We start from the raw sequence: 22247 nt of genomic DNA, 5'->3' as shown, positions 1-22247 counted from the left end.
AGGAGGTGGTCGCGGTGACGGGCGAGACCGTGCTGGCACTGCGGGGGATCTCGAAGCGGTTCGGTGCCGTCCAGGCGCTCACCGGCATCGAGCTGGAGGTCCGGGCCGGCGAGGTGGTCGCGCTGGTCGGCGACAACGGCGCCGGGAAGTCGACCCTGGTGAAGACCATCGCCGGGGTCAACCAGCCGGACGAGGGCGTGATCGAGTGGGAGGGCCGGCCGGTGGCCATCCACCGGCCGCAGGACGCCCAGCACCTGGGCATCGCCACCGTCTACCAGGACCTCGCGCTCTGCGACAACCTGGACGTGGTCGGCAACCTGTTCCTCGGCCGGGAGCTCAAGCAGTTCGGGCTGGTCCTGGACGAGGTCGGGATGGAGAAGCGCTCCCGGCAGCTGCTGGACAGCCTCTCCATCCGGATCCCCAGCGTGCGGATCCCGATCGCCTCGCTCTCCGGCGGCCAGCGCCAGGTGGTGGCGATCGCCCGGGCGCTGATCGGCTCGCCCAAGGTGGTCATCCTGGACGAGCCGACCGCCGCGCTCGGCGTCGAGCAGACCGCGCAGGTCCTCGACCTGGTCGAGCGGCTGCGCGACCAGCGCCTCGGGGTGATCCTGATCAGCCACAACATGGCCGACGTGATGGCGGTCGCCGACACCGTCGCGGTGCTGCGGCTGGGACGCAACAACGGGGTCTTCGACAAGGGCTCCACCAACCAGGAGCAGATCATCTCGGCCATCACCGGCGCCACGGACAACGCCGTGACCCGCCGGCAGGCCCGCGGCGAGGGAGACGGACGATGAGCGGGGACAACCCGGAGCCCGGGCACCGGCCGCTGCCCGAGGACTCCATGCCGACCGGCGGCGTCAACGCGCCCGTCCCGGTCGCCGCGGAGGCCACCCCGGCCGTCGACCCGCGGCTGATCGTCCGGCAGGAGGGCCTCAAGGGCTACCTGATCGAGTTCAAGCGGCGCCTGACCAGCGGCGAGCTCGGCTCGGCCCCCGTGGTGGTCGCGCTGGTGGTCATCTGGGCCGTGTTCGGCTCGCTGAACAGCAGCTTCCTGTCGGCGCAGAACCTGTCCAACCTGTCCCAGCAGATCGTCGGCACCGGCATGATCGCGCTGGGCGTGGTGTTCGTGCTGCTGCTCGGCGAGATCGACCTGTCGGTCGGCTCGGTCAGCGGCCTGTGCGCGGCGATCTTCGCGGTCATGAACGTCACCCACGGCGTCAACCAGTGGGTGGCGCTGCTGTCCGCGATCGTCGGCGGCGCGCTGGTCGGCCTGGTGCAGGGCCTGTTCTTCGCCAAGGTCGGCGTCCCGGCGTTCGTCGTCACGCTGGCCGGCAACCTCGGCTGGAACGGCCTGATGCTGCAGATCCTCGGCGCCAGCGGCACCGTCAACCTGTCCGGCAAGGACATCGTCTCCCGGCTGTACTCCACCATCTACGGGCAGCAGATCGCCGCCTACGGGCTGGCGGCGGCCGGGGTGGTGCTGTTCCTCGGCTCCTCGCTGCTGGACACCCGGCGGCGCAGGGCGGCCGGGGTCCCGTACCGGACGCTCACCGACGTCCTGGTGCGCACCGCGGCGCTCGCCGTGGTCGGGTTCCTGGTGGCGTACACGCTCAACCAGTACAAGGGGCTGCCGCTGGCGCTGCTGGTGTTCGTGGTCTTCGTGGTGGTGCTGGAGTTCGTGCTGCGCCGCACCCCCTACGGGCGGAAGGTGTTCGCGCTGGGCGGGAACATCGAGGGCGCCCGGCGGGCCGGCATCAACGTGGACTGGGTGCGGATCACGGTGTTCATGATCTGCTCGACGATGGCGGCGATCGGCGGCCTGTTCCTGGCCGCGCAGATCCAGTCGGCCTCGCAGACCTCCGGCGGCGGCAACCTGCTGATGAACGCGATCGCGGCGGCCGTCATCGGCGGCACCAGCCTGTTCGGCGGGCGCGGGTCGACCTGGTCGGCGCTGCTGGGTGCGCTGGTGATCGGGTCGATCCAGTCCGGGATGAACATCGAGGGGCTGAGCAACGCCATCCAGTTCATGATCACCGGCGCGGTGCTGCTGGCCGCCGTGGTGATCGACTCGCTGGCGCGGCGGACCCAGAAGTCGGCCGGACGGGCGTAGCGCCCCGCAGGAACGGCGGATCCCCCGTCGGCCCGGCGGCCGGCGGGGGATCAGTGCGTGCGGAGCAGTCCCAGGTGGACCACGGTGACCTGGGCCAGGTCCAGGTCGGCGTCGCGGCGGTGGCGGCGGGCCTCGGCGGACTCGGCCCGCTCGATCGCCTCGCGGCGGGCGTCCTCCTCGGCGGCGGCGTCCACGATGAACAGGTGGCGGCCGGAACGCACCTCGTTGGCGTGCGGTATCTCCACGCACCAGCGATGACGGCTCTGGGTGGCGTTCATCGGCCTTCCTCTCCCGGCGCGACGCTGCGGACCGGCGCATGAGGTGCTACTGCTGCTGACCTAGACCATAGGTATAGGCCAATTCGTCCGTCAAGAGGACGAGCAGAATGTCAAATAATCCGTTCAAAGGTGAAAATGAGGGGCGAGTCCGCTACCGTTCCGTGCATGACAGCGCCCGCCACCCCGGCACCCTCGGCCCGCCGCCTGCGCACCCGGGCCACCCTGCTCGCCGTCCTCGGCGAACACGGCACGCTCAGCCGCGCCGAGATCAGCCGGCTCACCGGGCTCTCCCGCTCCGCCGTCAGCAGCGCCGTCACCGACCTGCTCGACGAAGGCCTCGCCAGCGAGACCACCGCACCCACCACCACCGCGGGCCGCGGCCGCCGCGCCGCCGCCGTCACCCTGCGCCGCGCGCACGCGCTGGTCCTCGCCTTCGACTTCGGCCACACCCACGTCACCGCCGCCGTCGCCGACACCACCGGCACCGTCCTCGGCGAGGCCACCGCCCACCTCGACGTCGACAACCACCCGCGCGAAGTCCTCGAAGCCGCCGAGAGCCTCGCCCGGCAGGCCCTCGACGCCGCCGGACACCGCCTCGACGAGATCACCGCCATCGCCGCGGGCATCCCCGGCGCCCTCGACACCCGCACCAACGTGGTCCGCGCCCCCTCCACCCTCTCCCAGTGGATCGGCATGGACCCCGCCGCCGAACTCGGCCGGCTCTTCGACCGCCCCGTCACCGTCGGCAACGACGCCGAGATGGGCGCCCGCGGCGAACGCGCCCACGGCACCGGCCGCACCGTCAACGACCTCGTCTACGTCAAGGCCTCCACCGGCATCGGCGCCGGACTCCTGCTCGACGGACGCATCTACCGCGGAGCCAGCGGCATCTCCGGCGAGATCGGCCACATCCAGCTTCCCGACACCGGCACCTGGTGCCGCTGCGGCAACCGCGGCTGCCTGGAGTCCGTCGCCTCCATCGTCGAGGTCCGCCGCCGCCTGGTCCACGTCCTCGCCCCCGGCGCCCGCCCCGGCGAAGCGGTCGACCTCCCCCCGCTCGACCACCTCGCCGACGTCCCCGCCGCCGCCCGCGTCATCGGCGAAGCCGGCCGCACCATCGGCCGCGTCCTCGCCGACCTGGTCAACTGCCTCAACCCCGCCGCCATCATCATCGGCGGCGAACTCGGCCAGGCCGGCGCCCCCCTCGTCCACGGCATCCGCGAATCCGTCGACCGCTACGCCCAACCCGCCGTCGCCGAAGCCGTCGACATCCGCACCACCCGCCTCGGCCTGCGCTCCGAGCTCTACGGCGCGATCGACGCGGCGATCTCGGTGGCCACCAACCGCTGAGCCCCGCTGCCACCCGCTGCGCGGGGCTGCCACCCGCTGCGCGGGGCTGCCACCCGCTGCGCGGGGCCGGGGCGGTGTTGCGTTCGTGCCCTGGTGGGTCGGGCTGCCGGCTTGAGGGTCTCAGGGGAGTTGGCGGGCCCGTTCCGTGAGGTAGCGGCGTTCCGGGAGGGTGGGGGCCAGGGTGGCGGCGCGGTGGAGGGCGGTGGTGGCGGCGGGGGTGTCGCCGGTGCGTAGCAGGAGTTCGGCGCGGACGGCGTGGTAGCGGTGGTTGCGGGACAACTCGCTCTGGAGGGCGTCGAGTTCCTTGAGGGCGGGGGCGGGGCCGTGCACCTCGGCGAGGGCCACGGCGCGGTTGAGGGCGGGCACCGGGCCGGGGGCCACCCGTAGCAGGAGGTCGTAGAGGGCGAGGATCTGCGGCCAGTCGGTGGCCGCGACGTCGGGGGCCTCGTCGTGCAGGGCCGCGATGGCGGCCTGGAGCTGGTAGGGGCCGACCCGGCCGGCCGGGAGGGCGCGTTCGACCAGGGCGACGCCCTCGGCGATGGCCGCCGTGTCCCAGCGGCTGCGGTCCTGTTCGGGCAGCGGGACGAGGGCGCCGTCGGGGCCGGTGCGGGCGGGGCGGCGGGCGTCGGTGAGGAGCATCAGGGCGAGCAGCCCCATCACTTCGGCGTCCCGGGGGAGGAGCCGGTGCAGCAGCCGGGTCAGCCGGATCGCCTCGTCGGAGAGCCGGGGGGCCGTCAGGTCCTCGCCGCCGGTGGCGGTGTAGCCCTCGTTGAAGACCAGGTAGAGGACCTGCAGGACTTCGCGCAGCCGCCCGTCGGCCTCGGCGGGGTCGGGGAGGGCGAACGGCAGGCCGGAGGTGCGGATGGTCTGCTTGGCCCGGCTGATCCGCTGCGCCATGGTGGCTTCCGGCACCAGGAACGCCGCCGCGATCTGGGCGGTGCTGAGGCCGCCGACGGCGCGCAGGGTCAGGGCGATCCGGCTCGGGGCGGTCAGGGCGGGGTGGCAGCAGAGGAAGAGCAGGGCGAGCGAGTCGTCCCGGTCGGTGTCCGGGTCGGCGTCGGCGGGGCGGCCGAGCAGTTCGGACTGCGGGGTGGCGAGGAAGAGACGCTCCTCGCGCTCGCGCCGGGCCCGGTCGGCGCGGACCAGGTCGACCAGGCGGCGGGAGGCCACCGTCACCAGCCAGCCGCGCGGGTTGGCGGGCCGCCCGTCCCGGGGCCACTGCTCGGCGGCGGCGAGCAGCGCTTCCTGGACGGCGTCCTCGCAGGCGTCGAACGCCCCGGTGTGGCGGCGCAGCAGCGCCGCCAGGACCTGCGGCGCGAGTTCGCGCAGCAGGTCCTGGTCGGCGGGGGCGCGGAGGCTCACTTGGCCTCGTGCAGGATCGGCCACAGCTCGACCGGTTCGCGGTCGGCCCAGGGCATGTCGGCGGCGATCTCCAGGGCGCGCTCCTCGCTGTCGACGTCGAGCAGGTAGAAGCTGGCCATGTACTCCTTGGTCTCCAGGTAGGGGCCGTCGCTGACCACCGGCAGCCCGTCCTTGCGCCCCACCATCCGGCAGGCCGCGGCGTCGCCGAGCCCGTACGCCCCGATCAGCTCGCCGCTCTCCCGGTAGCGCTTGTTGAACGCGTCCTGCTGGGCGATCGCCTCGGTCCAGCCCTCGGCCGGCAGCGAGTCCCACTTCTCCTGGTTGCCGTAGGTCATCAGCAGGTACTTCACGGGGACCACGTCCTCTGTTCGTCTCGTCGTGCGGTGCGTGCTTGCGTCCAGTGGTCGGAGCGGGGGAGGCGGTCTCTACACGCGGCCCGGATTTTTTCGGAGGAATTTTCCGGCGGTGCGTCCCCGCAGGTCAGGAGGCGGGCGGGGTCCAGACGTACGGGGTGGTGGTGGTCACGGCGTGCATGCCGAGGCGGCGGAGGATGGGGGTGCTGTCGGGGGAGGCGTCGACCTGGAGGTGGCGGATGCCGTGGTCGAGGGCCCAGCGGGCGCGGTGGGCGACCAGGGCGCGGTAGATGCCGCGGCCGCGCCAGGCGGCGAGGGTGGAGCCGCCCCAGAGGCCGCCGAAGCCGGTGCCGGGGGTGCTGGTGAGCCAGGCGGCGGAGACCACCTCGGGGCGGGGGGCGTCGGTCTCGGCGACCAGGACGAGGAAGGTCCCGGTGCCGTTCGCGCGGGCGGTGAGGTCGTCGGCGAGCCAGGACCAGTCCTCGCCCCAGACCTCGCTCTGCAGCGCGGCGATCCGCCGCATATCCGCGGCGGCGGTGACCGGGCGGACGGTGACGCCCTCGGGGACGGGGGCGTGGTCGGCGAGTTCGGCGGCGAGGCCGACCAGGACGGTCTCGGGTTCCTCGCCGACGAAGCCGGCGGCGGTGAGCCGCTCGGGCAGGTCGGCGGGGAGGTCGTGGCCGCGGGTCTTCCACTCGACGGCCTCGCCGCGGGCGGCGAAGAACTCGCGCTGGCGGACGATGAGTTCGTCGAGCTCCTCGCCGCGCAGGCCGAGGTCGGGGCGGGGGGAGGTGACGAAGCCCCGGAAGCCGCCGTACTTGCGCAGCAGCGGGCCGTCGCTCTCGTGGGTCTCGCCCTCGCCACGGGCGCCGAGGCCGCGCATGTGCTCGTCGTAGGCCGCGAGCAGGGCCGTGGTCGGTTCGGTCACCGGGAGAGCGTAACGACCGGCGCAAGGGGATTTCCGGGGCTGGCGTTGACGTCGGGGTGAAGGTCTAGCGTCGTGGCATGCGGATCGGCGAACTGGCACGGCGGGCGGGCACCACCACCCGGGCGCTGCGTTACTACGAGTCTCGGGGGCTGCTGCCCGCGCGGCGCGGCGGCAACGGGTACCGGGCGTACGACGAGGAGGACCTGCGGCTGCTGCGGCAGATCCGGGTGCTGCAGGACTTCGGGTTCGAGCTGGAGGAGACCCGGCCGTTCGTGGAGTGCCTGCAGGCGGGGCACCCGGCGGGCGACTCGTGCCCGGCCTCGCTGGAGGTGTACCGGGCGAAGCTGGCCGAACTGGACGCGATGGTGGCCCGGTTGAGCGAGGTCCGGGAGGTGCTGGCGGGGCAGTTGGCGCAGGCCGAGGCGGCGCGCGACGCGCTGGCCGGGGCCGGGCCGGGCGAGCCGCGCTGCGAGCTGGTCCGCACCGGGGAGTGACCGCGGGAGTGACCGCGGGAACGACAGGGACGACGAGCGTCAGGAGGACGCGATGGGTGGCGTGCGCAGTGTGACGGACCGGGACTTCGCGAGCGAGGTGCTGGCGGCCGAGGGGCCGGTGCTGGTGGAGTTCACCGCCGAGTGGTGCCCGCCGTGCCGGCAGTTGGCGCCGGTGCTGGCGGAGCTGGCCCGGGAGCAGGAGGGGAAGCTGGCGGTGGTGGCGCTGGACGTGGACGCGAACCCGGAGACCCGGATCGCGTACGGGGTGCTGTCGATGCCGACGCTGATGGTGTTCAGGGGCGGCGAGCCGGTGCGGTCGATGGTGGGGGCGCGGGCGAAGAGCCGCCTGCTGCGGGAGCTCGACGACCTGCTGTAGCGGGCGAGCAGCGGGTGAGGTGGGTCACGGGGCGGGGCCGGGAGTGGATACGAAGCATCCGCGCGTTGTAAAGTGCAACTAAATATTAGTTGTACTTGCCAACCATGGAGATGTGATGTCCTCGCTCCCGGCCGCGTCCCGCTCCGCCCTGCGGCACGTCCTCACCCACCTGGTCACCCCGCTGCTGATGTGCCTCGGCATGGGGATCGCCTACCTCTCCGCCTTCCACGCCCCCGCCCCGCACCAGCTGCCGGTCGCCGTGGTCGGCCAGGGCCCGCAGGCCCAGGTGCTGGCGCAGACCCTCAAGGACGGGGCCGGGGACGGGCTGGACGTCACCACCGCGGCCGACACCGACGCGGCCCGCGCCCGGCTGCTCGACCGCGAGCTGGTCGCCGCCTACCTGCCGGACGCCGACGCGCCCACCCTGATGGTGGCCACCGCGAACTCGGACACCTCGGCGACCGTCGCCGAGAAGGTGTTCACCAAGGTCGCCGCCCAGCAGGGCAAGCCGCTGGCCGTCCAGGACCTGACCCCGCTGCCGGCCGGCGACCCGACCGGGCAGGGCCTGTTCTTCCTGCTGGTGGCGCTGAGCATCGGTTCCTACGGTTCGGTCGCGGTGCTCGGCGCGGCCGGTGCGGTGCTGACCGTGCGGGCGCGGGCCCTGCTCGGCCTCGGCGTGGCGCTGGTGGTCAGCCTGATCGGCGCGGCGCTGGCCGGGCCGGTGTTCCACCTGGTCGACCACGGCCTGCTCGGCGTCTGGGCGATGGGCTGGCTGTACTCGGCGGGCATCGTCGCGATCGGCACCGCCCTGCACACCTTCCTCGGCCGGTGGAACACGCTCACCATGATGGCGCTGTTCGTGATGCTCAACTTCACCAGCTCCGGCGGCATCTTCCGGCCCGAGCTGCAGAACGGCTTCTACGGCGCCCTGCACTCCTTCTGGAACGGCGCGGGCTTCCTGGAGGGCGTCCGCGACCACCTCTACTTCGGCGGCCGGGCCGGGCTCGGCGGCCACGTCGCCACCCTGTCCGGCTGGCTCGCGGCGGGCGCGGTGCTGCTCCTGCTGGCCGCCCGCGCCGAGCGGGAGCGGGCCCTCGCCCCGGCTCCCGTCCAGCCCGTCCGGCAGGCCGAGGAGGAGGAGATGGAGGAGGCGGTCGGCGTCTGAGCGCGGCTACCCCTACCGTGGTCCGCAACACCGCACGACGAAGGAGCCACCGCCATGCCCGACCGCGACGCCGCGCTGGAGACCATCCAGCGGGAGCTGACCGCGTTCGCCCGCCGGGCCCGCCACAAGGCAGCCCAGCTGCACCCCGAGCTCTCGCTGGTCACGTACAGCATGCTCGACCTGGTCAAGGAGCGCGGTTCCTGCCGGGGGGCCGACCTGGCGGCGCACTTCATGCTCGACAAGTCCACCGTCAGCCGCCAGGTCGGCGCGCTGGAGCGGCTCGGGCTGCTGGGCCGCAAGGCCGACCCGGACGACCAGCGCGGGCAGCTGCTGCACCTGACGGACGCCGGGGAGCAGCTCCTCGCGGACGCGTACGAGCAGCGGCGGCGGGCCTTCACCGACCGCTTCACCTCCTGGGGCGACGAGGACCTGGACCGGTTCGCCGCCTACCTGGTCCGCTACGGCGAGTCCGAGTAGGCGGCGCGCGGCAGCAACCGGGAGGATGGCGGCCATGCCCACGATGACCGAGCCCGAGTGGCGGGCCTTCCTCTCCCACGGCACCCGGACCGGGAAGCTCGCCACCACCCGCGCCGACGGCCGCCCGCACCTGGCGCCGGTCTGGTTCCTGCTCGACGGCGACGACCTGGTGTTCAACACCGGCCGGGACACCGTCAAGGGCCGCACCCTGCGCCGCGACGGCCGGGCCGCGCTGTGCGTGGACGACGACCGGCCGCCGTTCGCGTTCGTCCTGGTCGAGGGCGTGGCCGCGGTCAGCGAGGAGCTGGACGAGGTCCGGCACTGGGCGGGCCGGATCGCCGCCCGCTACATGGGCGAGGAGCGCGCCGGGGAGTACGCCGCCCGCAACGGCGTCCCGGGCGAGCTGCTGGTGCGGCTGCGGATCGGCAAGGTGCTCGCGCAGAGCGGCGTCGCCGACTGAGGCCCGCCCCGGATCCCGCTTGACCCTCACGTCGCGTCAGGCCCCAGGCTGGTCGTCACAGCGGCGGGAAGGAGGAACGCGGTGGACGAGGGCTACACGGTCGGACGGCTGGCGGCGCTCGCCAAGGTCACGGTGCGCACCCTGCACCACTACGACCGGATCGGACTGCTGTCGCCGAGCGGCCGCACCCCGGCCGGCTACCGGCGCTACAGCGGGGCCGAGCTGGACCGGCTGCAGCGGATCCTGTTCTACCGCGAACTCGGCTTCCCGCTGGAGGAGGTCGCGGCGATCCTGGACGACCGGACGGTCGGCCCGAGCGAGCACCTGCGCCGTCAGCGCGAGCTGATCGGCGACCGGATCCGCAAGCTCCAGGAACTCGCCGCGGCGGTCGAACGAGCGATGGAGGCGAGGACCTTGGGGATCCAGTTGACCCCGGAGGAGAAGTTCGAGGTGTTCGGCGAGGACTACCGGGAGGAGTGGGAGGACGAGGCCGGGCAGCGCTGGGGCGAGACCCCCGCCTGGGAGCAGTCCCGGCAGCGGACCGCCCGCTACACCAAGGCGGACTGGGAGCGGATCAAGGCCGAGGCCGACGGCGTCAACGACGCCCTGGTCGCGGCGTTCACCGCCGGCGCCGCCCCGGACAGCGAGCAGGCGACGGCCGTCGCCGAGCAGCACCGGCGGCACATCGGGCTGAACTTCTACGACTGCGGCCCGCAGATGCACCGCTGCCTCGGCGACATGTACCTCGCCGACCCGCGGTTCACCGAGACGTACGAGAAGCTCGCCCCGGGCCTGGCGCAGTGGCTGCGGGACGCGATCCACGCCAACGCCGACCGGCTGGAGCGGGAGGGGCGGGGCTGACGGCGGCTCAGGCGGCCCGGCCGAAGGTGCGCCGGTAGGCGGTCGGGGAGGTGCGCATGGTGCGGCCGAAGTGGTGGCGGAAGGTCGCCGCGGACTCGAATCCCACCGCCGCGGCGATCTCCTCCACGCTGCCCTCCGGCGACTCCAGCAGCGGCAGGCTGGCCGCGATGCGCTGGATCGCCACCCAGCGCATCGGGCTGACCCCGTTGCGGGCGGTGAAGTGCCGCAGGTACGAGCGGTCGGACATGCCGGCCGCCCGGGCCAGCAGCGGCACGGTCAGCGGCCGGGCCAGCTGCTCCAGCGCCCAGCGCATCGAGCGGGCCACCCCGTCCTCCGGCTCCTCCACCGGCCGCACCGCGGCCTGGATGAACTGGGCCTGCCCGCCGTCCCGGTGCGGCGGCACGACGAAGCGGCGGGCGACGGTGTTGGCGACCCTGGCGCCGTGGTCCTGCCGGACCAGGTGCAGGCACAGGTCGATGCCCGCGGCGCTGCCCGCGCTGGTCAGCACCTGCCCGTTGTCGACGTACAGCACGTCCGGGTCGACCCGGACGTCCGGGTAGCGGCGGCGCAGTTCCGCCGCGTACCGCCAGTGGGTGGTGGCGGGCAGGCCATCGAGCAGCCCGGCGGCGGCCAGCGCGAAGGCGCCGGAGCAGATCGAGACCACCCGGGCGCCGCGGGCGTGCGCGGTGCGCAGGGCGGCGGTGACGGCGGGCGGGACGTCGCCGTACGGGTCGGGCACCCCGACCACCACGACGGTGTCGGCGGCGGCGAGCTCCTCCAGGCCGTGCCGGGGCGTCAGGGAGAACCCGCCGACCGCCTCCAGCGGGTGGCCGGGGTGCTCGGCGCACACCCGGACGTCGTACCAGGGGGCGGCGAGCAGCCCGGCGAGTTCGGGCCGGGCGAGGGCGAACACCTCGACCACCACGCCGAGTTCGAACGGGGCCATGCCCGCGAAGGCGTACACCGCGACGGTGTGCACCGGCGCCGGGCGCCTTCCGATGGTGACGGGAACGGGCTCGGCCATCTGGTGCTCCTGGTGCGGCCGTCGGCGGTCTCGCGCCGAGTCTAGCGGCCGCGGCGGCCGGAAAACCCTTGGAACCCGGGGGCAACCTCCCGGGAGGATGGGGAGTCAATGACTCGGGGGGTTCGGCGCGGCCACTCCCCGTACTCCTCACACCACCACGTCCGGAGAGCGTCCCATGCCCATGTCGACACGTGTCCGTTATGAGAAGAATATCCTGGTCTGCTCGGCCCGTTCGGGCTGGGGCCGGCGCCACTGAGCGCGACCGGCCCCAGCCCGGACGGGCCGGTGCCGGGTCAGGAGGCCAGCGAGGCCATCCAGGACTCGACCTCGTCGGCCTGCCGCGGCAGGCCCGCGGAGAGGTTCTCGTTGCCGTCGGCGGTGACCAGGATGTCGTCCTCGATCCGGACGCCCACGCCGCGGTACTCCTCGGGGACGGTCAGGTCGTCGGCCTGGAAGTACAGGCCGGGCTCGACGGTCAGCACCACGCCCGGCTCCAGCAGCGCGTCCACGTACTCCTCGCGGCGGGCGTGCGCGCAGTCGTGCACGTCGAGGCCGAGCATGTGGCCGGTGCCGTGCAGCGTCCAGCGGCGCTGCAGGCCGAGCTCCAGGACCTTCTCCAGGTCGTACACCGAGGCGTCGATCAGGCCCCACTCCAGCAGGCGGGCGGCGAGCACCCGCTGCGCGGCGTCGTGGAAGTCGCGGAACCGCCCGCCCGGCCGGACCGCGGCGATGCCGGCCTCCTGGGCGTCGTACACCGCGTCGTAGACCTTGCGCTGCAGCGGGGTGAAGCGGCCGTTGACCGGCAGGGTGCGGGTCACGTCGGCGGTGTAGAGGGTGTGGGTCTCCACGCCCGCGTCCAGCAGCAGCAGTTCGCCGGGGCGGACGTCGCCGTCGTTGCGCACCCAGTGCAGGGTGGTGGCGTGCGGGCCGGCCGCGGCGATGGTGCCGTAGCCGACGTCGTTGCCCTCGACCCGGGCGCGGCGCCAGAAGGTGCCCTCGATCCAGCGCTCGGAGGTGGCCACGGCCCGGTCCAGCTCGCGCACCACGTCGGTGAAGCCGAGCACGGTGGCGTCGCAGGCGGCGCGCAGCTCGCCGATCTCCCACTCGTCCTTGACCCGGCGCAGCCCGGACAGGAACACCGTCAGCTCGTCGTCCTTCTCCGCGTCGAGCTGCTCGGCGAGGGCGGCCTCCAGCGCGGCGTCGTAGCCGCGGACGATCCGGGTCGGGACGGTGGTGGCGGCCAGCTCCTCGGCGGCCTTGCGCACGTCGCGCACCGGCAGGCCGTACAGCTGCTCGGACTCGGTCAGCGAGTGCCGGCGGCCGACCCACAGCTCGCCCTGGCCGCTCAGCCAGAACTCGCCGTTCTCCCGGTCGGAGCGCGGCAGCAGGTACAGCGCGAACGCGTGGCCGCCGTCGACCGGCTCGCCGACCAGGACGGCGTCCTCGGTCCGGTTGCCGGTCAGGTGGACGTACTCGCTGGCGGCGCGGAACGCGTACTCGGTGTCGTTGGCCCGGGTGCGCAGGTTGCCCGCGGGGACGACCAGCCGCTCGCCGGGGAACGCGGCGGACAGCTTCGCGCGGCGCGCGGCCGCGTACGGGGCCTGGACGTCCGGCTGCAGGCCGCGCAGCTCGGTGTCGGCCCAGCCGGTGCGCATGGACGCGGCGAGCTCGTCGGAGACGCCGTCGTACAGGCCGTTCTTGCGGCTCTTGACCGGCTTCTCGTCCTTCTCGCCCTCGGCGGAACCCTCGGGGTTCTCGGACACCGCCGGGCTGCGGTCCTCGGTCACTACGTCGCCTCCTCGCGCACGCTGCCGCCCGCCCGTCCCCGGGTCGCGGGGCGTGCGGGCGGATGTCGCCCCCATGGTACGTAGGGCCGTTCGAACGGAGGAAGGGCGTCCGGTATCCGGAGCTCCCGGGGGTCGCGGCCTACTCGAAGCGGACGGCCAGCAGCACCAGGTCGTCCGCGCCCGGCTCGCCGCCGCCGGCCCGCTCCAGCAGGTGCGCGCAGAGCCGGTCCGGGTCGAGCCGGACGTCCCGCGGGGCGTCGGCGGCGGCCCGGCGCAGCGCGCTCTGCCCGGCGTGCAGGTTGGCGGCGAAGCGGCGGGCCAGGCCCTCGGTGTACAGCACCAGCACGTCGCCGCGCTCCGCGGTGAGCTCCACCCCGGGGGCCTCCCAGCAGCTGAGCATGCCCAGCGGCGCGGACAGCGAGGTCTCCACGAAGTTCGCGCCGTAGCGGGTGAGCAGCACCGGCGGGCAGTTCGCCGCCCCGGCCAGCGCGATCCGGCGCTCGGCCGGGTCCACGCAGGCGTAGACGGCGGTGGCGGAGCGGGTCGGCTCGGTGGTCTTCAGCAGCAGTTCGAGGTCGCCGAGCACCGAGACCGGGTCCTCGCCCTCCAGCACCGCGTAGGCCCGCAGCGCGGCCCGCACCCGGCCCATCGCGGCGGCCGCGCCGACGCCCGCGCCGGGCCCGGCGCCCGGGCCGCCGCCGAGCACGCTGCCCACGGTCAGGCCCACGGTGTCGTCCGGCAGCGCGACCACGTCGTACCAGTCGCTGCCCGCGGCGCGCTCCAGGGCCGCGGGCACGCAGCGGACGGCGGCCTTCAGGCCGGCCCGGGCGGGCAGGTGGTCGGGCAGCAGGGAGCGGCGCAGCGCCTCGGCGGCGCGCACCGCCCGGTCCGCCTCCAGCTGGCGGGCCAGCAGCGGGGCGGCGAACTCGCAGTAGCGGCGCACCAGGTGCTCGCGGCGCTCGTCCGGGCTGCCGGGCTCGTCGTAGAACCAGGCGGCGGCGCCGAGCGGGCCGCCGGGGCCGGTGGTCAGCGGCAGCGCGTAGCAGGCACCGAGGCCGAGCTGCTCGGCGACCTCGCGGAAGCGGGGGCCGACGGCCGGGTCGGCGGCCAGGTCGGCGATCAGCAGCCGGCCCTCGGGGCCGGGGCGGCCGAGCAGCCCGGCGAACGGGCCGTGCTCGACCGGGACGGTCTCCAGCGCGCCGAGCATCGCCCGGTCCAGGCCGAGGCCGACCGGGCGGGCGGGCTGGCGGTCCGGGCCGGGCGGCAGGGTGACCACCAGGCCGCGGCGGGCGCCGAGCAGGGCCGCGCCGGAGTCCAGCAGCGCGTCGAGGGTGCCGCCCAGGCCGTCGGCCCGGGCCAGCAGCTCCAGGTGCTCCTGCAGGCTGGTGAAATCGGACAGCCATCCGGCCAAACGGTCCTGCAGGTCGGCCGCGGGCACCTCGCCGAGCTCCGGCAGCAGCACCGGGTCGACGATCGGCGCGGGCGGCAGCGCCGTGGCTGCGGGCGCCGTGGCCGCGGGCGCCGGGGACGTCAACGGGTGGACGTCGGTCATGTCGCAACTCCCCACAATCCGGAACGTGTCACGCAAGACCACCGAGACCGACCGAAACGATGTCTTTACTCACTACTCGGCAGGTTTCCCCCACTTGTACACAGGCCGATCGGGGCATGTCCAGGAGTGCGGCGGCCGAACGTGCCAGGGATCGTATGCGCGGGCCGCCGGGGCGCGACCCGGGGCGGCCCGGGCTCACTCGTACGGTGGAACCGGGGGCCGGGCGGCCGCGTCCATCCGGACGTATGGGGGATTCTCGTTCCAGCGGCGGGTAGCCGAGACGTGCACGCACCGCCCGCCACCCCGACCACGCCGACCACGCCGAAACGCGCCGGGTCACGCTGATCACGCAGTCCGCGCCGTCCGACCGGTCGGACGACCGCACCGACCGTGCCGTGCGTCCCGATGCGAACGCGGAAAGGAACGAGCCGCCATGCGCCCTCCCCGCCGAGAGCCGCTGTCCGAGCGCGTCGACCGCTGGTTGCCGGGCCGCCGGGGCCGCTCGCTGGCGCTGGCCGCCGCCCTGGCGGCCGCGGCCGGGTGCGGCTGGCCGGTGGTGCCGGGGGCGCGGGCGCTGCGCGGGGCGCCGGGGCCGTGCTCGTGCGCGGACCGCTCCTGCGCGGTGCCCGGCGGGCACCCGGACGACCCGCCGCTGGAGGCGGCCACCACCGACCCGCGGATGGTGCGCTGGTGGTGGGAGCGGCGTGCCCCGGGCGCCCCGGTGCTGGTGGCGACCGGGCGGGCGCTGGGCGCGGTGAGCCTGCCGCGCCCGGCCGGGCCGTGGCTGCTGCGGCACCTGGAGGAGATCGGCGTCCCGTGCGGTCCGGTGCTCGGCACGCCGGGCCGGTTCGTGCTGCTGACCGCGCCGTACACGCTGCCGGAGCTGGGCGGGCTGCTGGCCGAGCGGCCGTGGGTGCCGGGCGTGCTGCGCTACCACGGGCCGGGCGGGTACCTGGTGCTGCCGCCGTCCCGGACGGGGGCGGGGCCGGTGCACTGGGTGCGCCGGCCGGGGCCGGGGCGGCCCTGGCTGCCGGAGGTCGGGACGCTGCTGGGCGGGCTGATCACGGCCAGCGCGGTCGCGCTGCCGCAGCGCTGAGCCGCTTTCCGGTGATGCCCCGTCAGGCGTGCGGGGCGGCAGGCCCCGGAACGGAAAATGTCCGACCGCTGGCGACGGGGGATGCACCAGCGGTCGGACTGTTCAAACAGTAACAAAGATCCGGCTCCGCGCCAATTTGTCCACGCCGAAAGGCCCTTGGGATTTCCGGGACCCTCCGGAGGACGGCGGAAAATGTGACGCGGGTCACTCCGGCCTAGTTCAGGGTGACCTGACGGCTCACCAGGTTGGCCCGGGCCCGGCGCTCCTCCGCGGTCAGCGGCGCGGGCGCGGCCAGCACCTCGGCCAGCTTCGCGGCGAACTCCACGGCGGGCTTCTCCACCTCCGCGGCGGTCATCTCCACCGGCAGGTCCCACACCGGGACGGTCAGGCCGTGCGCCCGGAACGAGCCCACCAGCTTGGTGCCCTCGCCCAGCGAGCCGTCCCCGGCCGCCGACAGCCGGGCCAGCGCGTCCAGCAGTTGCTCCTCGGGGACGGTCATCACCCAGCGCAGGTGGTTCTTGTCCGGGGTGCCGCACCAGTACGCGGAGTCCACCCCGGCCAGCTTCTCGGTCGGGATCGCGGAGGCGTTGGCCCGCTCCAGCGAGGCCGCCACCTCGCCGGTCGCCGCCTCGGCGTCCTCCAGCCAGAACTCGAAGCCGGTGTGCACCTCGGGCTCGAACGCGGCCGCGGTGTCCAGCAGTTCCTGCAGGCGGCGGCCGCCCGGGTTGGTCCGGCGGGCCGGCACCGGGGTGCCCGGCTCGGTGCCCAGCGCCAGCTCCAGCGCGTCCGCCAGGTCACGGCTCAGGTCGCCCGAGGAGGACTGCGTCTGCAGGCCCAGCAGGATCGACCCGTCCGGGCGGCGCAGGGCCGGCCAGGCCAGCGGCAGGACCGTCGCCAGCGTCACCGACGGGACGTCACCGACGGCCTCCTCGGCCACCCCGGCGGCCAGCGCCAGCGGCACCGTGGCGGCCGGGACCAGCTCGCGCAGGGCCACCCAGTCGGCCTCGCCCGGCAGGCCCTCGAACGGGCGGTGCACCAACTCCTGCACCGCGTGCGCCGCCTGGCGGCCGTGGCACGCCTTGTAGCGGCGGCCCGAACCGCACGGGCACGCCTCGCGCGCCCCGACGACCGGGACCTCGCCCTCGACGGCGGTGGACTGGCTGGGCTGCTTCTTCGCGGCCTTCTTGGCCATGGTGCGGCTCTCCCGGGGACGTCGGACGTTGCACCGGGCAGCCTACTTCGCCCGGACGGCCCCGCCCGGGCCCCGCTCAGGCGCTGCGCCGCCGCCCGCCGCCCGCGACCTGCCCGGACGCCGGGAGCTCCGCCCACACCGTCACCTGACCGGGTGCGTGCCGCACGCCCCAGTCCCGGGCGAGCTTGCCGACGATGCTCAGGCCCCGGCCGCCGTGCGCCGTCACCGACGGGCTGGCCGGGACCGGCCGGGTCGCCGCCCCGCCGTCCGTCACCTCCAGGGTCAGCAGGCCGTCCCCGCGCATCTGCCAACTCACCAGCACCGTACCGCTCTCCACCTCCTGGCCGAGCGCGCCGCCGTCGTGCTCCAGCGGTCTCGCGTGCCGGCAGGAATTGCTGAGCAGTTCGGAGAGGATCAACACCGCGTCGTCAATCACCGCTTCCGGTATCGACCGGTCGCCGAGGTCGCTGCGCAGCCGGCGCCGCGCGGTCGAAACACTGGCCGGCCCGTGCGGAACCGCCATGGCCGATGAGGTCGACCCGGCCTGAACTGGCACAGCTCGCGCCACCATCAACGCCACCCCCGGACCTCCTTCAGCTTCTGCCGAGGGATGGATGCCCGCCGGTAATGCGTCGGAAACGGGCGTTCGACGATCCGATGGCGGCATTAACGACATCCGCACGGACCGCGGGCAAAAGGTGAGGGGTGTCTCACGTTCAGCGGCGGTGATCGGCGGGAAACGCCGCCCGGAAATACCCCGTTCGGTATTCCTGTCACGCGATTGGGCGCCGGGTGCCACCCGCGGGGGCCGCCCGAGGGCCCCCGGCCCCGGCCCTGGCTCCGGCTCCAGCCCCGGCCCTGGCTCCGGCTCCAGCCCCGGCCCTGGCTCCGGCTCCAGCCCCGGCCCTGGCTCCGGCTCCAGCCCCGGCCCCGGCCTCAGCGGCCGAGCTGGGCCAGCACCTCGGCCGGACGGTTGGTGATCAGCGCCGCCACGCCGAGCTCCAGGCAGAGCTCGACGTCCTCCGGCCGGTCCACCGTCCACACGTGCACCGGGTGCCCGGCCCGGCGCAGCGCCGTCACCAGGCCCGGGTCGCGCCGCACCAGCTCGATGCCCGGCCCGGCGACCGCCGCACCCCCCGGCAGCGCCCTGGTCCGGCCCAGCACCGGCAGCCGCCGCTCCCACAGGTACACCCGGGGCACCGCCGGGGCGGCCCGCCGGACGCGGTGCAGGGCCAGCTCGGAGAAGCTCATCACCCGCACCGCCGAATCCTCCGGCGAGGCCGGCAGCAGCCCGAACCGGTCCAGCACCCGCAGCAGTTCGGCCTCCACCCGGCCCGCGTACCGCACCGGGTGCTTGGTCTCGATCGCCAGCTCCACCCGCCGCCCGGCGTCCGCGACCAGCTCCAGCAGCCGCTCCAGGGTGAGCACCGAGCTGCGCCGCGGCTCCCCCGGGTGCTTCCACGAGCCGAAGTCCAGCGCGGAGAGCTGGGCCAGCGTCATCGCCGACACCGTGCCCCGCCCGTCCGAGGTCCGCTCCACCGTGCGGTCGTGCACGCACACCAACTGCCCGTCGGCGGTGACCCGGACGTCGCACTCCAGCCCGTCCGCGCCCTCCTCCAGCGCCCGCCGGTACGCCTCCTCGGTGTGCTCCGGCAGCGCCGCCGAGGAACCCCGGTGGGCGATCACCTTGACCGCCGAACGCTCGACGCGGCCCGTCCGGGCGGCGGCCGGACCGGCCGCGCTGTGCTGGGTGTCCACGCCGACCACCGTACGCGGCGCCCGGTGGCCGCCGTCCCCCGGCACGGCGACGGGCGGGTGAACAGCCGGTCGCCTCAGGAGCGCCCGGCCGCCCCCGGTCGCTCCAGCGCCGTCACCGCGAGGGTGGCCAGCGCCGCCACCAGGAACGAGAACAGCGAGGCCGAGGTCCACGACTGCGGGGTGAAGTGCACCGCCCGCTGGACGTCCGCCCAGAACCCGGTCCACCAGCCGCCGATCGCGGACGGGGCGAGCAGCTGGTACACCGCGAAGCCCACCGCCCACGGCAGCAGCATCACCCAGCGCGCCGGGGCGTCCTGCTCCAGGTTCCAGCCACGCCGGCCCGCGCCCAGGAAGTAGTCCGCCGCCAGCACCGCGAACAGCGGCACGAACACCGAGCCGATCAGCCCCAGGAACCCGTAGTACGAGTCGGTGAACTCCTTGATCTGCAGCGCCAGCACCGTCACCAGCACGCCGATCCCGCCGGTCAGCACCCGGCGGTCCACCCGCGGCCACAGGTTGTGGACCGACATCGCCGTCGAGTACACGTTCGCGAACGACTGGTCGGTTTCCCGCAGCACCAGCACCAGCAGGAACGCCCAGCCCGCCGCGACGCCGGTGAACGACTCGAAGATCCGGCCCTCGTCCCCGCCCGACTGCAGCAGCGCCACCACGCCCAGCACGTAGCACCACACCTGGGCCACCGAGTAGCCGGAGAACGTCGCCCAGAACGCCTTCGACGAGCTGCGCGCGTGCCGGGTGTAGTCCGCGGCCAGCGGCACGAACGACACCGACACCGCGATCACCGCGTCCGTCGCGTGCAGGAAGCCGTGCCAGTTGCCCGCGCCCGGGTCCGGGAAGCCCTGCCGGGCGAACTGCACCGTGAAGTAGACCATCGCCGCGCCCACCGCGACCGCCACGTACTTGCGCAGCACCGCGATCGCGCCCAGCGGCCAGATCGTCAGCACCGTGGTCAGCACGCCCGCCAGCAGCACGAACAGCCAGCGCCAGCCCGCGGTGCCGGACACGGTCTGCGCGCCCCAGGCCACCACCGTCAGCTCGTACACGCCCCAGCCGACGCACTGCACGATGTTCAGCACCGTCGGCACGTACGACAGCCGGGTGCCGAACAGGCCGCGCAGCACCGTCATCGCCGGGGCGCCGGTCCGGGCGCCCACCAGGGCCGCCACCGCCAGCATCGCGGTGCCGATCACAGTGCCCGCGACGATCGCCGTCACGGCGGCCGCGAAGCCCAGCTCCTGGCCGGACGCGCCGAGCACCGTCGCGGCGCTGGTGAAGCCGATCAGGCTCACCCCGAGGTTCGCCCACAGCGCGAACAGCGCCCGGAAGTCCAGGGTGCGCGGCGGGGCGGTGTCGAGGGTCAGCGGGGCCTCGGTGCGCACCTCGGCGGCGCGCTCGGACAACTGGGCAGACGGAACAGCCGTCATGGCCGATACTCCCTACGCCGGCATTACCCGGACAGGTTCCGGCGGTCAGCGCTCCCTCGGCCGGGGTGGCGTCACCGCCCTGCCCCACGGTCGAACCGGCGCACTCTCAGCCTGGCTGGTCCAAGCTCCCGCGACGTTCTTCGGTTTACAGGAGCGACAGGCTAGCCTCCGACCGGGGGAACGCCAAGACCGGGGGCGGAGCCGTCCGCATCGCGGGACCGCCGGTGGGCATGTCAGGACGGCCTAAGGCTTCTCATGATTTCTTCAGGGGGCCGCTTACGGTGTCCGAATCCGGTATAGGAAAAACTGTGCCCCGAGGTTGAGGACCGTGACCCCGGCGCCGCGGTTCGCGGCCGAAGGTTCTGTTCAGCGATGGAGGTCGTCCGTGAGCACCGAGCACGCGAGTGGTACCACCCCGCCGGAGAAGGCCACCGGGCCCACCGGCACCGAGGCGGTGACCGCCGGGTCCGGTACGCCCGCCGCCTCCGCCCCGGCCCCGGCCCCCGCCCCGGCCCCCGTGCCGTCCTACCTGGACGCGCCGCCGCCGGTGCTGCCCGCGGCCGAGCGGACCATGCAGCTCGGCAAGGTGCCCGAGGCGCCCGCCGCGGCACCGGCCCCCGCGCCCGCGCCCGCCCCCGTCCCCGCCAATCCGTACGCCCGCCCGGACGAGCCGGTCAGCCCGTACGCCCGCCCGGACGAGCCGGTCAGCCCGTACGCCCGCCCGGACGAGGCCACCACCGCGATCGCGGCCCCGGCGCCGTTCGTTCCGGCGCTGCCCGCGCCGCTCCTCCAGGACGGCCAGGCCGCGCCCGGCGACCCGAACGCCCCGCAGCAGCCGCAGCACCCGTTCGGCGCCGGCCACCCGGTCGGCGGCTGGGGCCACCCGACCGGCGGGGACGCCATCGGCGGCGCCGGCACCGGCGGCCCCGGCGAGCCGTGGGGCACCGCCCCGCAGCCCGGCGCGGGCGGACCCGGCAAGCGCAAGCGCGGCTCGCTGATCGCCCTGGTCGCGGCCGTCGCCCTGGTCGCGGGCCTGGCGGGCGGCGCGATCGGCGCCTCCGTCACCGACAACGGCAAGGGCGGCGGCAGCAGCAGCGCCAGCCACAACAGCACCACCGTCACGGTCGGCAACACCCACCAGAACCTCGACCGGGCCCCCGAGTCCGTCGCCGGGATCGCCGCGAAGGCGCTGCCGTCCACCGTCACCATCAAGGCCGAGGGCTCCAGCGAGTCCGGCACCGGCACCGGTTTCGTCTTCGACACCGAGGGCCACATCCTGACCAACAACCACGTGGTCGCCCCCGCCGCCGACGGCGGCAAGCTCACCGTCAAGTTCTCCGACGGCTCCTCCTACAGCGCCTCCGTCGTCGGCCGCGCCCAGGGCTACGACGTCGCCGTCGTCCGCCTGGACGACCCGCCCACCGACAAGCTCACCCCGCTGCCGCTCGGCGACTCCGACAAGGTCGCCATCGGCGACGCCACCATCGCCATCGGCGCCCCCTACGGCCTGGAGGGCACCGTCACCACCGGCATCGTCTCGGCCAAGGACCGCCCGGTGGCCTCCGGCGACGAGACCGGCGCGCAGGCCTCCTACATGAACGCCCTGCAGACCGACGCCTCGATCAACCCGGGCAACTCCGGCGGCCCGCTGCTCGACGCCTCCGGCTCGGTCATCGGCATCAACTCCGCGATCCAGTCCAACACCAGCGGCACCGGCCGGGCCGGCTCCATCGGCCTCGGCTTCGCCATCCCGATCAACCAGGCCAAGTGGGTCGCCCAGACCCTGATCAAGGACGGCACCCCCGTCTACGCGATCCTCGGCGTCCTGCGCAACGACAGCTACAAGGGCGACGGCGCCCAGATCTCCACCACCCCCGTCCAGGGCACCCCCGCCGTCACCCCCGGCGGCCCCGCCGACCAGGCCGGCCTCAAGCCCGGTGACGTCATCACCAAGCTCGGCGGCATCGCCATCGACAGCGGCCCCACCCTGGTCAGCGAGATCTGGACCCACAAGCCCGGCGAGAAGGTCGAGGTCGAGTACACCCGCGACGGCAAGCCCGCCAAGACCACCGTCACCCTCGGCGAACGCAAGGGCGACAACTGACCCCCACCCCTCCCGCACCCCTCCCGCCCCGGAAACGGTGTGCACCCGGGCCGCTCCGACCCGTTAGGCTGG

22 protein-coding genes and 1 riboswitch are annotated in these 22247 nt (G+C 74.5%); of the genes, 11 read left to right on the top strand and 11 right to left on the bottom strand.

Translation table 11 applies throughout. The features are described from left to right. Positions 1-14 precede the first annotated feature (14 nt). Both OO57_RS01445 and OO57_RS01440 read left to right on the top strand, forming a co-directional pair. Positions 15-797: an ATP-binding cassette domain-containing protein gene (locus OO57_RS01445; protein ID WP_418909863.1), complete on the top strand. Its 783-nt coding sequence runs from the start codon at positions 15-17 to the stop codon at positions 795-797. Continuing rightward, a complete protein-coding gene (locus tag OO57_RS01440; protein ID WP_051776342.1) occupies positions 794-2113 on the top strand; it encodes a sugar ABC transporter permease in 1320 nt (439 codons plus the stop codon). Before OO57_RS01445 ends, OO57_RS01440 begins: the two co-directional genes overlap by 4 nt. A gap of 50 nt (positions 2114-2163) precedes the next feature. Here OO57_RS01440 and OO57_RS01435 read toward each other — a convergent pair whose 3' ends face one another. Continuing rightward, entirely contained in the window at positions 2164-2391 is a 228-nt protein-coding gene (locus tag OO57_RS01435; RefSeq protein ID WP_033250350.1) for a hypothetical protein, read from the bottom strand. 165 nt (positions 2392-2556) lie between these two features. Here OO57_RS01435 and OO57_RS01430 point away from each other — a divergent pair, with 165 nt between their 5' ends. Next, complete coding sequence (locus OO57_RS01430) at positions 2557-3741, top strand: ROK family transcriptional regulator (RefSeq protein ID WP_033250349.1); 1185 nt, start codon at positions 2557-2559, stop codon at positions 3739-3741. Between the two features lie 120 nt (positions 3742-3861). On the opposite strand, the gene OO57_RS01425 is transcribed toward OO57_RS01430, so the two are convergent. The 3 genes from OO57_RS01425 to OO57_RS01415 form a co-directional block, all read right to left on the bottom strand. Next, positions 3862-5103 (bottom strand): RNA polymerase sigma factor, encoded by a 1242-nt coding sequence (locus OO57_RS01425; protein ID WP_033250348.1) that lies wholly within the window; start codon positions 5101-5103, stop codon positions 3862-3864. Next, positions 5100-5453: a YciI family protein gene (locus tag OO57_RS01420; protein WP_033250452.1), complete on the bottom strand. Its 354-nt coding sequence runs from the start codon at positions 5451-5453 to the stop codon at positions 5100-5102. The genes OO57_RS01425 and OO57_RS01420 overlap by 4 nt, the downstream gene beginning before the upstream one ends. Positions 5454-5583: 130 nt before the next feature. Continuing rightward, a complete protein-coding gene (locus OO57_RS01415; RefSeq protein WP_033250347.1) occupies positions 5584-6384 on the bottom strand; it encodes a GNAT family N-acetyltransferase in 801 nt (266 codons plus the stop codon). A 77-nt stretch (positions 6385-6461) separates the two neighbouring features. On the opposite strand from OO57_RS01415, the gene OO57_RS01410 reads away from it, so the two are divergent. The 6 genes from OO57_RS01410 (at position 6462) to OO57_RS01385 (ending at position 10217) form a co-directional block, all read left to right on the top strand. Continuing rightward, entirely contained in the window at positions 6462-6878 is a 417-nt protein-coding gene (locus OO57_RS01410; RefSeq protein WP_033250346.1) for a MerR family transcriptional regulator, read from the top strand. A 52-nt stretch (positions 6879-6930) separates the two neighbouring features. Further along, complete coding sequence (gene trxA / locus OO57_RS01405; RefSeq protein ID WP_033250345.1) at positions 6931-7254, top strand: thioredoxin; 324 nt, start codon at positions 6931-6933, stop codon at positions 7252-7254. Between the two features lie 115 nt (positions 7255-7369). Then, positions 7370-8419, top strand: a complete 1050-nt coding sequence (locus OO57_RS01400; RefSeq protein ID WP_033250344.1) for a membrane protein — start codon at positions 7370-7372, stop codon at positions 8417-8419. Between the two features lie 54 nt (positions 8420-8473). After that, positions 8474-8896: a MarR family winged helix-turn-helix transcriptional regulator gene (locus OO57_RS01395; RefSeq protein WP_033250343.1), complete on the top strand. Its 423-nt coding sequence runs from the start codon at positions 8474-8476 to the stop codon at positions 8894-8896. A 43-nt stretch (positions 8897-8939) separates the two neighbouring features. Beyond that, positions 8940-9356 carry a PPOX class F420-dependent oxidoreductase gene (locus OO57_RS01390; protein ID WP_051776380.1) on the top strand — a complete coding sequence of 139 codons (417 nt, stop codon included), beginning with the start codon at positions 8940-8942 and terminating at the stop codon, positions 9354-9356. An 81-nt stretch (positions 9357-9437) separates the two neighbouring features. Then, complete coding sequence (locus OO57_RS01385) at positions 9438-10217, top strand: MerR family transcriptional regulator (RefSeq protein ID WP_033250341.1); 780 nt, start codon at positions 9438-9440, stop codon at positions 10215-10217. A 7-nt stretch (positions 10218-10224) separates the two neighbouring features. Here OO57_RS01385 and OO57_RS01380 read toward each other — a convergent pair whose 3' ends face one another. The 3 genes from OO57_RS01380 to OO57_RS46630 all read right to left on the bottom strand — a co-directional run bounded on the left by OO57_RS01380 (position 10225) and on the right by OO57_RS46630 (position 14580). After that, positions 10225-11241 (bottom strand): helix-turn-helix domain-containing protein, encoded by a 1017-nt coding sequence (locus tag OO57_RS01380; RefSeq protein ID WP_033250340.1) that lies wholly within the window; start codon positions 11239-11241, stop codon positions 10225-10227. 293 nt (positions 11242-11534) lie between these two features. Further along, positions 11535-13028 (bottom strand): aminopeptidase P family protein, encoded by a 1494-nt coding sequence (locus OO57_RS01375; protein ID WP_033250339.1) that lies wholly within the window; start codon positions 13026-13028, stop codon positions 11535-11537. 139 nt (positions 13029-13167) lie between these two features. Next, positions 13168-14580 (bottom strand): PP2C family protein-serine/threonine phosphatase, encoded by a 1413-nt coding sequence (locus OO57_RS46630; RefSeq protein WP_033250338.1) that lies wholly within the window; start codon positions 14578-14580, stop codon positions 13168-13170. A 433-nt stretch (positions 14581-15013) separates the two neighbouring features. Here OO57_RS46630 and OO57_RS01365 point away from each other — a divergent pair, with 433 nt between their 5' ends. Then, complete coding sequence (locus tag OO57_RS01365) at positions 15014-15676, top strand: bifunctional DNA primase/polymerase (RefSeq protein WP_051776340.1); 663 nt, start codon at positions 15014-15016, stop codon at positions 15674-15676. A gap of 214 nt (positions 15677-15890) precedes the next feature. Here OO57_RS01365 and OO57_RS01360 read toward each other — a convergent pair whose 3' ends face one another. The 4 genes from OO57_RS01360 to OO57_RS01345 form a co-directional block, all read right to left on the bottom strand. Beyond that, positions 15891-16868 (bottom strand): DUF5926 family protein, encoded by a 978-nt coding sequence (locus OO57_RS01360; RefSeq protein ID WP_033250337.1) that lies wholly within the window; start codon positions 16866-16868, stop codon positions 15891-15893. A 76-nt stretch (positions 16869-16944) separates the two neighbouring features. Next, entirely contained in the window at positions 16945-17391 is a 447-nt protein-coding gene (locus OO57_RS01355; RefSeq protein WP_234337179.1) for an ATP-binding protein, read from the bottom strand. A 413-nt stretch (positions 17392-17804) separates the two neighbouring features. Next, the gene (locus OO57_RS01350) at positions 17805-18554 is read right to left on the bottom strand and encodes a glycerophosphodiester phosphodiesterase (protein WP_418909865.1); all 750 of its coding nucleotides are present in this window, start codon (positions 18552-18554) and stop codon (positions 17805-17807) included. Positions 18555-18700: 146 nt separating this feature from the next. Further along, on the bottom strand, positions 18701-20071 hold the full coding sequence (locus OO57_RS01345; protein WP_051776338.1) for a purine-cytosine permease family protein: 1371 nt from the start codon (positions 20069-20071) through the stop codon (positions 18701-18703). Next, a riboswitch (TPP riboswitch) is annotated at positions 20062-20213 on the bottom strand. Its footprint overlaps the gene before it by 10 nt. A gap of 243 nt (positions 20214-20456) precedes the next feature. On the opposite strand from OO57_RS01345, the gene OO57_RS01340 reads away from it, so the two are divergent. After that, positions 20457-22175, top strand: a complete 1719-nt coding sequence (locus tag OO57_RS01340; RefSeq protein WP_033250335.1) for a S1C family serine protease — start codon at positions 20457-20459, stop codon at positions 22173-22175. Positions 22176-22247: the final 72 nt, after the last annotated feature.

This window comes from Kitasatospora phosalacinea (genome assembly GCF_000717185.1).
In the GTDB taxonomy this organism is placed as follows: Bacteria; Actinomycetota; Actinomycetes; order Streptomycetales; family Streptomycetaceae; genus Kitasatospora; species Kitasatospora phosalacinea_A.
This window is presented reverse-complemented; position numbering and strand designations above follow the sequence as displayed.